General features: G+C 35.9%; 13 protein-coding genes and 1 pseudogene. 1 reads left to right on the top strand and 13 read right to left on the bottom strand.

What is annotated here, in order from left to right:
• Nucleotides 1-155 precede the first annotated feature (155 nt).
• From SMIDD28_RS10625 to pbp2a, 5 genes are all read right to left on the bottom strand, one after another.
• Nucleotides 156-635 (bottom strand): sigma-70 RNA polymerase sigma factor region 4 domain-containing protein, encoded by a 480-nt coding sequence (locus SMIDD28_RS10625; protein WP_061425905.1) that lies wholly within the window; start codon nt 633-635, stop codon nt 156-158.
• A 120-nt stretch (nt 636-755) separates the two neighbouring features.
• Nucleotides 756-1,292 carry a transcription termination/antitermination protein NusG gene (gene nusG, locus SMIDD28_RS10620; protein WP_000376739.1) on the bottom strand — a complete coding sequence of 179 codons (537 nt, stop codon included), beginning with the start codon at nt 1,290-1,292 and terminating at the stop codon, nt 756-758.
• Between the two features lie 54 nt (nt 1,293-1,346).
• Nucleotides 1,347-1,523, bottom strand: coding sequence for a preprotein translocase subunit SecE (gene secE, locus SMIDD28_RS10615; RefSeq protein ID WP_001210991.1), 177 nt, complete (start codon nt 1,521-1,523; stop codon nt 1,347-1,349).
• A gap of 9 nt (nt 1,524-1,532) precedes the next feature.
• Entirely contained in the window at nt 1,533-1,685 is a 153-nt protein-coding gene (rpmG, locus tag SMIDD28_RS10610; protein WP_001809375.1) for a 50S ribosomal protein L33, read from the bottom strand.
• Between the two features lie 52 nt (nt 1,686-1,737).
• Complete coding sequence (gene pbp2a / locus SMIDD28_RS10605; protein ID WP_061425904.1) at nt 1,738-3,933, bottom strand: penicillin-binding protein PBP2A; 2,196 nt, start codon at nt 3,931-3,933, stop codon at nt 1,738-1,740.
• Between the two features lie 86 nt (nt 3,934-4,019).
• Between pbp2a and SMIDD28_RS10600 the strand changes: the two genes are divergently transcribed.
• On the top strand, nt 4,020-4,895 hold the full coding sequence (locus SMIDD28_RS10600; RefSeq protein ID WP_081103302.1) for an RluA family pseudouridine synthase: 876 nt from the start codon (nt 4,020-4,022) through the stop codon (nt 4,893-4,895).
• A 67-nt stretch (nt 4,896-4,962) separates the two neighbouring features.
• Here SMIDD28_RS10600 and gap read toward each other — a convergent pair whose 3' ends face one another.
• The 8 genes and pseudogenes from gap to SMIDD28_RS10560 all read right to left on the bottom strand — a co-directional run bounded on the left by gap (nt 4,963) and on the right by SMIDD28_RS10560 (nt 12,980).
• Nucleotides 4,963-5,973 (bottom strand): type I glyceraldehyde-3-phosphate dehydrogenase, encoded by a 1,011-nt coding sequence (gap, locus tag SMIDD28_RS10595; protein WP_000260671.1) that lies wholly within the window; start codon nt 5,971-5,973, stop codon nt 4,963-4,965.
• A gap of 176 nt (nt 5,974-6,149) precedes the next feature.
• Nucleotides 6,150-7,451 carry an ABC transporter permease gene (locus tag SMIDD28_RS10590; protein WP_196756379.1) on the bottom strand — a complete coding sequence of 434 codons (1,302 nt, stop codon included), beginning with the start codon at nt 7,449-7,451 and terminating at the stop codon, nt 6,150-6,152.
• The gene (locus SMIDD28_RS10585; RefSeq protein ID WP_061425902.1) at nt 7,420-8,103 is read right to left on the bottom strand and encodes an ABC transporter ATP-binding protein; all 684 of its coding nucleotides are present in this window, start codon (nt 8,101-8,103) and stop codon (nt 7,420-7,422) included. The genes SMIDD28_RS10590 and SMIDD28_RS10585 overlap by 32 nt, the downstream gene beginning before the upstream one ends.
• Nucleotides 8,084-9,292 carry a hypothetical protein gene (locus SMIDD28_RS10580; RefSeq protein ID WP_061425901.1) on the bottom strand — a complete coding sequence of 403 codons (1,209 nt, stop codon included), beginning with the start codon at nt 9,290-9,292 and terminating at the stop codon, nt 8,084-8,086. The genes SMIDD28_RS10585 and SMIDD28_RS10580 overlap by 20 nt, the downstream gene beginning before the upstream one ends.
• An 11-nt stretch (nt 9,293-9,303) precedes the next feature.
• On the bottom strand, nt 9,304-9,888 hold the full coding sequence (locus tag SMIDD28_RS11470; RefSeq protein WP_081103301.1) for an ABC transporter ATP-binding protein: 585 nt from the start codon (nt 9,886-9,888) through the stop codon (nt 9,304-9,306).
• Between the two features lie 489 nt (nt 9,889-10,377).
• Entirely contained in the window at nt 10,378-10,569 is a 192-nt protein-coding gene (locus tag SMIDD28_RS10570; RefSeq protein WP_061425900.1) for a hypothetical protein, read from the bottom strand.
• A 459-nt stretch (nt 10,570-11,028) separates the two neighbouring features.
• A pseudogene (locus tag SMIDD28_RS10565) lies at nt 11,029-11,936 on the bottom strand (XRE family transcriptional regulator).
• Nucleotides 11,937-12,068: 132 nt separating this feature from the next.
• Nucleotides 12,069-12,980, bottom strand: a complete 912-nt coding sequence (locus tag SMIDD28_RS10560) for a helix-turn-helix domain-containing protein (RefSeq protein ID WP_061425899.1) — start codon at nt 12,978-12,980, stop codon at nt 12,069-12,071.
• Nucleotides 12,981-12,997: the final 17 nt, after the last annotated feature.

Here is a 12,997-nt window from a genome sequence, read left to right as displayed (position 1 = left end):
GTACGGGATTCGAACCCGTGTTACCGCCGTGAAAAGGCGGTGTCTTAACCCCTTGACCAACGGACCCTAGAGTTGTTTTCAACTCTTTCTATTATACAGACTTTTCTAACTTTGTCAACTACTTTTTTCTATTTTTTCATTTTTTTCATGGATTCTTACCGAGTACGGATGTCAAACTCTTTAAACACAATACGTAAGTCCTTTAGCACTCTTTGACGCCCTCGGAAGCGTTCATCTCTTAAGACGCGTTCTAACTCTTCTTGTTGCTCTTTAGTTTGTTTACTTCTATAATCTCTTAGTGCTTCATGAAAGAGATAATAATCGTCTAGCCAGAGTCCTCCCTCACTTATACGATGACTAATCTCACCTACTTCTTCATATGGTTCTTTATCATATCTTCGTTTTTGACTTTCTTGCTTACGGATATAATCTAGAATCCGATTACGGAATTTAGTTTTGAAATATTTCCTTAAACGAGGGATATCTTCTACAAGCCCTTCTTCTTTACTAATCAATTCATGTAGACATATCATTCCCTCTTGGTCCCAATCCGATAGTTCCCATAAATGAAGGTAATATTCATTTCTACATTTGTATACAATTCCTTGGACTTCTTCATACATTTTTTTAAGCATAATCTTCCCCTTTCTAGATACAGTCTAACAGATTTAGAAACACTTTTGGCACATTTCATCCATTCTGCACCCTTTAGCTCCTCAACTGCACAAAAAAGAGAGGTCTGGCCTCTCTTAGGGTTATAATTCTGCAATTTGGTTTAGGTTTACTTCTGCAACTGTGTCATTACCAAACATAGAGATAATCATTTTCACTTTATTATTATCAATTTCTGTAATCTTACCAGTGTAGTCTGCAAAAGCACCATCAATAATACGTACGGTTTGGCCAACCTCAACATCGAAATCAAATTCTTGAACAGTTTGTCCCATAGATACCAAAATGTCACGAATTTCTTGTTCCAATAATGGAGTTGGTTTTGATCTGTTCCCGTGTGAACCGACAAACCCTGTAACATTTGGTGTGTTTCGAACAACAAACCAAGCTTCATCTGTCATGACCATTTCTACAAGAACATAACCTGGAAAGCGATTTTCTTCTACTTCTTTTCTTTTTCCATTTTTTTCAACTTGCACTGTTTGTGTTGGAATTTCAACACGTAAAATATTATCCAACATATTGTAGGTTTGTGCACGTTGTAATAGATTTTCTTTTACCTTATTTTCATAACCAGAATAAGTTTGTAAAACAAACCACCCTTTATCAAAACTATCCATGATATTTCCTTTCATAAATAGAAGATTTCTAGTGTAATTAACTCCACTAACCTTCTAAAAAATGTTAATAAACCGAATCAAACCTGAAACAATCAACTGGTCAAAAATGTAAATAATTACTACAAAGAAAGCAGTGTATTCCATGATAGAACGAAAATCTCTCCAGCTTTCCTTGCGAGTTGGCCATGTTGTGTCTTTAAGAAGTCTAAAAATATCTCCAATAAAACGCATCGCTCTCTCCTATCTCGTTTCTCTGTGTGTAGTGTACTTGCCACAATGCTTACAAAATTTATTTACTTCTAGTCGTGTAGGCTTGGGGTTTCCACTGATCTTGATTGAATAGTTTCTAGAACCACAAACCGCACAAGCTAGGCTTGCTTTTTTTAGTGCCATAACGCCTCCATCCTATCTATTATAACAAGAAAGCTAGGCTTTGACAAGCATCTTAGCGAAATAGATTGACTACTGAATCCCATATTGTTTGAGCCTTTTCCTTAATCTTCGCATCTGAGATAGCCCGGCTAGCCTCATCTACTAGACTTTGCGCACGTCCTCGAATATCAGACAAATTATCATCTGTCTGGCTATTATTATTGCTTTGTACTTGTCTTTTTGTATTGGCTGGTGCAATTCCATTTTGCTTATAGGCATTTTCAACTGTAAAGGTACTTCCTGGCGTATAAGGTAAAATGGTATTTGCAATATTTCTAAAGACATGGGCTGCACCGTTTGAGGTAGAACCTGCTAGATAGTGATTTTCATCCGTGGTCGGAAAACCAAGCCAGTGACTAATCACCACATCCGGAGTATAACCAATTACCCACTGGTCACTTGTGTATTCAGGATTGAAAACTGCTTCAGTTGTCCCAGTTTTCCCTGCCATGACATAGTCTGCAGGCGACGAACTAATTCCCGTTCCGTTGGTGAATGTTCCTAACATCATACTGGTCATCTTATCAGCTACAGATTTATCAATCACTCGTTTTTGTGAATTTTTATGGCTTGCAATAACTTGTCCACTAGCATTTTCAATTCGACTAATAAAATGAGCTTCAGGCATTAAACCTTCATTTGCAAAGGCAGCATATGCTTGAGCCATTTGCAGAGGGTTGGTTTCGACACCGCTTCCCAAGGCGACACCAAGAACACGGTCGACTTTTTCCATGTTGAGTCCAAATTTTTCTCCTGACTCAAAAGCCTTATCAACACCCAAATCATTAACAGTGGCAACAGCAGGTAGATTAAGCGATTCTGCCAAGGCTTGATACATAGGAACTTCTCGACTCGTTTTAATCCCTGCATAGTTATCAACCTTATAGCTGTCATACTGCATGGTATGGTTATCCAACTGCTTGTTCAAAGCCCAACCTGCCTCAACTGCTGGCGTATAGACAACTAAAGGCTTAATTGCAGAGCCAGGGCTACGTTTTGATTGGGTTGCATAGTTGAAATTACGGAATCCAGTTTTATCATTGTCAGCAACTTGACCGACAACACCACGAACTCCCCCTGTTTTCGGTTCGAGAGCTACACTTCCTGATTGAGCAAATGTTCCATCCTCTGCCCTCGGGAATAGTGAGGTGTTTTCATAGACAACCTGCATATTTGCTTGGTAGTTTTGATCCAACTCTGTATAAATGCGGTAGCCATTATTGACAATTTCTTCCTCTGTTAGATTATACTTGGAAACAGCTTCATTAACAACCGCATCAAAGTAAGAAGGATAACGGTAATCTGAGATTTTTCCTTCATACTTATCGTGCAATTGCGAAGTCATATCAACTTCTGCAGCTTCGGTTTCTTGGTTTTTATCAATGTAACCCGCTGCAAGCATATTTTGCAAGACAGTATCACGACGATTAGTAGAATCTTCTACAGATTTCAAGGGGTTATACAGTTCCGGTCCTTTGAGCATCCCTGCCAGAGTCGCAGCTTGATCCAAACTCACTTCTGACGCAGAAACTCCAAAGTATTTCTTACTCGCATCTTCAACCCCCCACACACCATTTCCAAAATAAGCGTTGTTAAGGTACATGGTTAGAATTTGATCCTTACTATATTTTTTGGTTAATTCTAAAGCCAAGAAAAATTCTTTCGCTTTTCTCTCAACAGTTTGATCCTGTGACAAATAGGCGTTTTTAGCCAGCTGTTGGGTAATAGTAGAGCCACCACCTGAACGACCAGCAGTGACAATCGCCAAGAAGAAACGACCATAGTTAATCCCGTCATTTTTATAGAAGGAACGGTCTTCTGTCGCAATAACGGCATTCTGCAAATTTTTACTGATATCAGTCAATTCAACATAAGTTCCTTTTTGACCAGACAAGGCACCAGCCTCTTTTTCTTCACGGTCAAAAATGATAGTCCGAGTTTTCAAGGCGTTTTGCAAATCATTGACATTGGTTGACTTAGCTACAGCAAACAAATAGGTTCCAACTAGCAAGCCTGCACTCAAACCTAGTATAAGGACAATCTTTGTTAGATGATAGCGACGCCAGAATTTTCGAATTGGACCTACTTGGGCTAATTTTTTTCGATCACTACGAGAGCGACGTAAGCTAGTAGAGTCAGAGCCCTCTAGTTCACTTGTTTCTTTTTTTAAAAGAGAAAGAAATTTCTCAAATAATTTATCTAATTTCATGCGTTTATTTTATCATCTTCATCATAGGAAGACAAGAATTTAGCTATTTTCTATCCAAATAGGGCTTTTTTTGTTACAATATCTGTATGAAATTCACATTTACATTACCCGCCTCTCTACCTCCAATGACGGTTAAGCAATTACTAGAGGAGCAACTCCTCATCCCTAGAAAAATCCGCCATTTTTTGAGAATCAAGAAACACATTTTGATAAATCAAGAAGAAGTTCACTGGAACGAGATAGTGAAACCTGGGGATGTTTGCCAGTTGACTTTTGATGAGGAAGATTATCCCAAAAAGAAAATTCCTTGGGGCAACCCAAATCTCGTTCAGGAAGTTTATCAAGATCAACACTTAGTTATTGTGAACAAACCAGAGGGGATGAAAACGCATGGTAATCAGCCAAACGAAATTGCTCTTCTTAACCATGTCAGTGCCTATGTCGGCCAAAGCTGTTATGTCGTTCATCGTCTGGACATGGAAACCAGTGGTTTGGTTCTCTTTGCCAAAAATCCTTTTATCCTGCCCATTCTCAATCGCTTATTGGAGAAAAAAGAGATTTCTCGGGAATATTGGGCTCTAGTTGATGGAAATATCAACAGAAAAGAACTTGTTTTCAGAGACAAAATTGGGCGTGATCGCCATGACCGCAGAAAACGAATAGTTGATACAAAAAATGGGCAATATGCTGAAACACATGTAAGCAGATTAAAGCAATTACCAAACAAAACTTCCTTGGTTCGTTGCAAACTAAAGACAGGGCGAACCCATCAGATTCGTGTGCACCTTTCGCATCATAACTTCCCGATCCTGGGTGACCCTCTCTATAATAGCAAATCAAAGACGAGTCGGCTTATGCTCCACGCCTTCCGACTGTCCTTTACCCATCCGCTTACTCTAGAGAAATTAAGCTTCACTGTCCTATCAGATACTTTTGAAACAGAATTAAAAAAGAATGGATGATTGTGTCATCCATTCTTTAATATTTAAAAAGCAAGACCAGAGGCCTTGCTTTTTATCGACTCATGAATTATTTAGCGATTTTTGCGAAGTATTCAAGAGTACGAACAAGTTGTGCAGTGTATGACATTTCGTTGTCGTACCATGATACAACTTTAACCAATTGTTTACCGTCAACGTCAAGAACTTTAGTTTGAGTTGCGTCAAACAATGAACCGTAAGACATACCTACGATATCTGAAGATACGATTGGATCTTCTGTGTAACCGTATGATTCGTTTGAAGCTGCTTTCATAGCTGCGTTCACTTCATCAACAGTAACGTTCTTTTCAAGAACTGCTACCAATTCAGTTACAGAACCTGTTGGAACAGGAACACGTTGAGCAGCTCCATCCAATTTACCGTTCAATTCAGGGATAACCAAACCGATTGCTTTAGCAGCACCAGTTGAGTTAGGAACGATGTTAGCTGCAGCAGCACGAGCACGGCGAAGGTCACCTTTACGGTGTGGTCCATCAAGAACCATTTGGTCACCAGTGTAACCGTGGATAGTAGTCATCAAACCTTCAACGATACCGAAGTTGTCATGAAGAGCTTTAGCCATTGGAGCCAAGCAGTTTGTAGTACATGAAGCACCTGAGATAACTGTTTCAGTACCGTCAAGAACGTCATGGTTAGTGTTAAATACAACTGTTTTAACATCTGATCCACCAGGAGCAGTGATAACAACTTTCTTAGCACCACCAGCGTGCAAGTGTTTTTCAGCAGCTGCTTTAGTAGCAAAGAAACCAGTTGCTTCAAGAACGATGTCTACACCGTCGTTAGCCCAGTCGATTTGTTCTGGATCACGTTCAGCAGAAACTTTAACGAATTTACCGTTAACTTCAAATCCACCTTCTTTAACTTCAACAGTACCGTCGAAACGACCTTGAGTTGTGTCGTATTTCAACAAGTGTGCAAGCATAACTGGATCTGTAAGGTCGTTGATGCGAGTAACTTCAACACCTTCTACGTTTTGGATACGACGGAAAGCAAGACGACCGATACGTCCGAAACCGTTAATACCAACTTTAACTACCATTAGTGATTTCCTCCTTATGAAAATCATGAAATTTTTATTGTGAAAAGAGTAACTTGAATCACTACAAATCACCTTTCAACAAACCTATTATATAACTATTTGAGTTGAATTGCAAGTACGGGCATTGTTTTTCTATGTTAGTTTCTTTTTTTAACTGTAAATCAAGGAATCCCTTACTATTCATAGCGTAACGATTCTACAGGATCCATTTTACTAATTTTACGCGCTGGGAAGTAGGCTGAGACATAACCAAGTAATAGAGCGAAAGCTAGAGTTCCTAAAACAGATAACAAATTTAATTCAAAAACCTTCGTGATGGATGGGTAAAAGTGACTTACAATCGCATTCGCCAAACTTCCCACTCCTTGTGCTACCAAAAAGGCCAGAAGCAAGGCGATTCCTACAATCCAGATGGCCTCGTAAATAAAAATTCCTTTGACATCACGATTCTGATAACCAACTGCTTTCATGACACCTATTTCCTTAGAACGTTGCATAATATTGATGTAAATGATGATACCAATCATGACCGCTGCTACCACAATAGCCTGTGATGAAAGTACAATCAACAATCCCTGAATGACACGAATAAAAGTAATCACAATATCAAGAACCTTCTGTTGAGAAAGAACAGTATACTTCTTGTTTTTCTGCAATTCTTCTGTTATCGCTTTTGTTTGTGATGGATCTTTAAGTTCCAAGATAAAATAAGATACAGCTTTTGTAAATCCAGCCTCTTTCAAAATCGTTTCCATTTGATGAGACGGCATGAAACTGTTGCTGTCCTCCATGTCATCTTCATCATTGATTACACGTACAATCTTTGTTTGAAATTGAGCAGTCTTGCTAGCTTCGGCAGCATTTTCTACAATGCTGGCTGAAACTGATTTGCCAATAACATCACTAGCTGTCAGATTGTTTCCTGTCTGTTCATTCCAATTTTTAAGTAAACTGATTGGAATTGTCAAACCCTGTTCATTTGCATCAGTATAGAGGGAGCCAGCTAATACTTTGTCCGCCTCATTACTACTAACAGAGATACTTGTATCCTCATAGAGACTCACCACTTGAGCATAAGAAGGCATCGTTTGACTCAGATCCATTTCTTGACCATCTATAGTAATATTTGACATGGTCATCCCAAAAGGACTCTCCAAATATTTAATAGCTTCTTTCCCAACTGTATCCGTGATATAGTTCTTATCGTCTTGGTTCAAAAAGCCTCGTCCAACATTTTTTGTGTTTAAAGCAATCTGAACTTGAGAAGGAATTTGACCTCCATTCGTATTTTCATCAATCATCGAAATCAAAGCATTTCCCAAGCCAAAAGAAATTAAGACTCCTACAAAACCGATTGAGGTTGCTAGCGCAATTAATAGATTACGCCACTTTCTTTCCATAAAGTTATTTAAAGAAAGTTTGAATTTATTTTTCAATGACAATCCTTTATTTTTTGACTTCTTCAACGACTTCACCATCCTTCATTTTGATAATCACGTCTGCATATTCAGCAACCTCTGGATTATGGGTTACAATCAATACTGTTTTCCCTGTTTGGGCTAAATTTTTGAACACTTCCAATACCATTTCTTGGGATTGAGAGTCCAGTGACCCTGTTGGCTCATCGGCTACAATCATATCAGGCTGATTTACCAGCGCACGCGCTATTGCTACGCGTTGCTTTTGCCCGCCAGAAAGCTGTTTAACATTTTTAGCCATAAAAGGCTCCATGCCCAAGTTACTTAATTGCTCCTTTGCAATCATCGTCATCTCCCTGTCAGATAAATCTTTGACATAGAGAGGTAGCTTGACATTGTCTAAGACAGATTGATGAGGAATGAGGTTAAAGTTTTGAAACACAAATCCAATCTTGTTTTTACGAAATTGAGTTAGTTCAATCTCTGATAAGTCACGGAGGGATTCCCCTTTAAATTCTAAATCTCCTTCATATTGTCTATCTAAACCACTGATGATATTGAGTAGACTGGTTTTGCCACAGCCTGACGGCCCGTAAATCGCTGTAATTTTACCTTTTGCAATCTGCAGATTTATATTCTTTAAAGCCTGCTCTTGATGGTTACCGTCCAAGGCATAAAATTTTGAAATATTTTTAATGGATAAAATGGACATGATTATCTCCTTTAATTACTTTTGACAACATATGTCGATATAAACTACAATAAATAATACTGATATAAACTATATTTAACAATATCAAGCCCCATAAACCAAATAGTTTAATTTGATTGAATAATAAGCAAACCATAACTGGTACGAAGCGAATAATGTACAATGTTATCCTTGTATTTATAGGAATTGAAAAAGCATCTAATTCTTTCGCATTCTTGAAATGATACTTTCTAAATATAATTATCTCTAACATTTGTATCCCTTGGCATAAAAAATATGCTAGAGAAACTCCGAAAAGAAATAGGGAAATATCTATAAAACCGTACCCCAGATAATTTAAAAAGAAATATAGCGAGATCGACGGAACTAAGATACTAATAAAATTTAAAGACCAAATTCTTTTTTTTATAAACTTATTAAGATTGACCCCAATAGCCTTCAGATAAGGGAAGTCCTTATTTAAAGTAAGAAAATAAAAATTTATCCCTTTATTGCTAAAAAATACTGTCCCTGAAAATAAAGCTGTATTCAATATCATCGCTTTATTCGAGATATCAATTCCTAAAAAATCTGGTAAAACCAACCACATGAACATAAACATAAAAGTTGAAAATACAGGTATAGTCATCGCTTTAAACACCGTCAAACCATCAACGACAGATAATAAATAGGTCATACTGAACGATTTTTTAAACCTTGGCCTAACATACCTGATTTTCGATATAAAAAATATACTATTAAGTAAAAAAACAAGTAGGCACGCAAATATTCCTAAAGAAATATCATAGAAAAAAATAACTACTAAGATGGGAGAAACTAGAATTAAATTCTTTAAAAATACTATATTCCAAAATTCTCTCCCTGTGACATTGAAAAATATCCTCATTGTACTCTCTGTTTTAGTTTTTAAAACATAAATATTTTCATAAATTATTCCTAATAACAAAATTGCAGGAACAAGTATTTTTACTAATTCAAAGTATGATAGGATACCCAAAATTTGATTTTCACTTAATAGCTTATAAACTTCTTGTTTAGCAAAACAAAATATAAAAATCAAACTAACAGATGAAAAAAAATATTTGTAGGTCGATTGAAGCAACGATAATTCCTTGACATTATTCGAATCATTCCAGTATCCCTGTCGAGATAGGAATAATAGAGTAATAGAATAATAAAACTTTTCCATATAACTTTCCTCTACAAAGAAATAACCTGATCAACTGTCGGTAAAATTTCTTGCCTCTCGTGACTTACAATAATGAAGTGTTTGCCTAGATTTATCTTTTGCTCCATCAATTGAAGCAGATTTTCAACCGAAATTTGATCTAAACCTGATAAAGGTTCATCCATAACATACAAGTCCGAATCCAATAAAAACGCTGCTATAAGCATTACTTTTTTCTTTTCTCCTAATGACAATGATTGAATTGTTTGTGTCATTAATTTCTCATTCAAATAAAATTGTTCTCGTAATTCTCTTAACCGCTCTTCGAACAAATTTGTTTCAATAAAAAATTGTTTCTGTAAAAATTCGAATAATAAATTAGGAGATAAACCAATGAAATAGTTATCCGAAGAATCTGGAACATAGCTAACCTTTTCTTCAGAAATCAATGAGCCAGAATATGGTTGAACAATTCCTAGTAATACTTTCAATAATGTTGACTTTCCTGAGCCATTTTTCCCAGTAATCAGTGTCAGACCTGAATTTGAAGTATCAAAAGAAATATTGTTAAACAGTATCCTACTATTTATCCTATAAGAAATGTTCTCTACTTTCATTTTTTCTCCTTTTATATTATAATTAAAATAGTTGATAGTTATGTCTATAATCTTTTTGAGAATGCCCATTTTCAAACTGAGACATAACTATCAATTATTTTTTTATATTAATTTCTAATTTTACTAATATTTTATGTAAAAATCAACTCTGTTCTATTAATTTCTAAACTAGAACCACTGTTTAACCCAGCCCCAAATTGCTGTTAAAATCCAGTCAATAATAATCCATCTGATAATTCTCCATACGAAACTCCACATAATAATTCCTCCTATTTACTAAACCATTGTTTAACCCAGCCCCAGATAGCTTCCCATAGCAAACTAATCAGAATCCATTTTACAATTTTCCATACCCAACGCCACATATTTTATTTCTTCTTTTTAAATTTCTATTTTAATTTTCTAAAAAAATCAAAATCTCTAAATGTTCTATTACTCTCCAACGTCATATCAAGTCCCTCATTTACTTCTCGTACAATAATAAGTGCATTATTTGCTATACCGACTAATGGATAGACTTTTAATATCTGGGGTTTTATTGTAATCAAATCCAAATAAATAGCCGTTAACTCTTATTTCTACTTGAAGAAGAGTTGATAGCGTTTGTCGAATGAGCAGTACATCTCCTACTTCTGACATGCCAGCTAATAAAATATTATCTATTCTTTCAAATTCTAGCATGCTTCTCACCTTCATAAAAATAGCAACGATTGTCTATTTCCACCAAAGCAACGTTCCTAAAAGTGAAAAAAACTGAACCATCTTTAACTACCTCCTTTGTTATAAATGAAGTTAATGATAAATTACATTATTCAATAACTTTTCAAGTAAGCAAAAATTAGTAAGCCTCTTGCTTACATATTGGATTATATCAGTTTATAAAAAATTCTCCAATGACAGAAATGTCACTATTTTATTTAAACTGGTAAAATTAGAGAAAAAAGCTATCTAAACTAATCTTCAAAAATATTACATTTCTCAAAATATAATATAAATTAGACTAGACAAAAATTCAATTCAAAGCTAACATTTAAAACGTCTTTCCATAATAAAAGGCATAATATCAAAGTTTTTGTATGACTGATATTATGCCTTTTATTGTGAAAACATTTACTTCATTTTCTCCTGTCAAGTTTTTCCTTAGACTCTTTTATTATCCTTACTCCATTCCTTATCTAAACTAACGATTAACTTCTCATTGCCAAACATCCTCGCCATCATTTTTGCTTCTTCATACTTTTGTTTTGCCGTATCATAATCAGTCTGAAGATAATATTTCCACTCCACCATCAAGACAATCGGTTGCTTTTGAAAATCTCGTGTTTTTTCAGAAATCCAATTAAGTTTTTCCACAGCTAACTTAAATAACTCTAAGTCATTCAATAATTCACAACTTCCCAGCCCTGCAAATAATACATCACGAACAAGAAATAAATCATCTGTACCGCTATTTTCTACGTTATTACACACTTTTTGAAACATTAATTGAAGTTTCTGCTGTTCGCTAATAGATAACTGTCCTTTTTTTATATTTTCTAAATAACTACACAAAAAATACAATCTAATTTTTAAAAGGTCTGAAAAGGAAAATTCTCTTTGATTCCATAGTTCCTCAAAAGATTCATCTAAAAGCGCTATTCCATACTGTTCATTATCCGTCGCTCTCACTTCATCTATTGCTTGAAGACAATCCACTATCATCTTCTCATCACGTGGCAAATCATCATAAAAATTCTCAAAAATCTCATCGAAATATTCTTCCTTTTGTTCCTGCAACTCCTTGTCTCCATAGTCAGGATGATGTAAAAGAAAGTACTTTAATTCTTGGTAGCGTTTAGGCAATTCCTTATAATCTGGCATCAAGACATAGGACGGAATTTCTAATCGATCTGCAATATATTCTAGGGTTTTTATCGTCGGTCGAAATTCTCCTTTTTCGATCCTCACCAACTGACGCACTGATAGTTCAGACTCATCCCCGCAAAAACTGGACGAGTAAGTCCTTTCTCCTCTCTAAGGATTCGTACCTTCTCTCCTAATTCATTCACTTCTCTTTACCTCTAGGATCATTCCAAAAACTTTGATAACCAAACAAACATATGCATTTATTATAACATTTTATCAAAAAATGTACAAAAAAAGACATTCCCTATAACAGAAATGTCACTCCTATAAATCATTTAACAATACCTTTCTAAGTCTTCGCTCCATTCATTGTCTAAACTGACGATTAACTGCTCATTGCCAAACATCCTCGCCATCATTTTTGCCTCTTCATACTTTTGTTTGGCTGTATCATAATCAGTCTGAATATAATATTTCCATTCGACCATCAAGACAATCGGTTGTTTTTGAAAATCTCGTGTTTTCTGTCCTATTTTATTTAAGGTCTCAACTGCTCTCTTAAAATAACGAAACAGCCCCATAATTTCTATACAAGCTAAAGAAGCTAACAAGGAATCTCTAAGCAAGTCCAAACAATCGAACTCTATCTTATCAACCTGAGAACTTAGTTTGTCTTGAAAACAAAGAATGGTTTCATGCTCAGATTCTTTTATCTCACCCATATTTAAACCATCCATTAACTGACAGTTGAAATACAGTCTCAGTTTCAACAAGTCCTCGGCTTTATATACATCTCTGGATAGTAAGTCTTGAAGACCGTCCTCAATCACACCACTTCCGTATAAGGAATTACTAGTCGTTCTCACTTCATCTATGGCTTGAAGACAATCCACTAGCACTTTCTCATCACGTGGCAAATCATCATAAAAACACTCAAAAATCTCATCGAAATATTCTTCCTTTTGTTCCTGCAACTCCTTGTCTCCATAGTCAGGATGATGTAAAAGAAAGTACTTTAATTCTTGGTAACGCTTCGGTAATTCCTTATAATCTGGCATCAAGACGTAGGAAGGAATTTCTAATCTATCCGCAATATATTCTAGGGTTTTTATCGTCGGGCGAAACTCTCCTTTTTCGATTCTCACCAGCTGACGCACTGATAGTTCAGACTCATCCCCGCAAAAAACTGGACGACTAAGTCCTTTCTCCTCTCTAAGAATCCTTACCTTTTCCCCTAGCTCATTCATCTCTTACATTTCTCCCT

Origin of the sequence: Streptococcus mitis (assembly GCF_001579045.1) — a bacterium.
GTDB lineage: Bacteria > Bacillota > Bacilli > Lactobacillales > Streptococcaceae > Streptococcus > Streptococcus mitis_D.
This window is presented reverse-complemented; position numbering and strand designations above follow the sequence as displayed.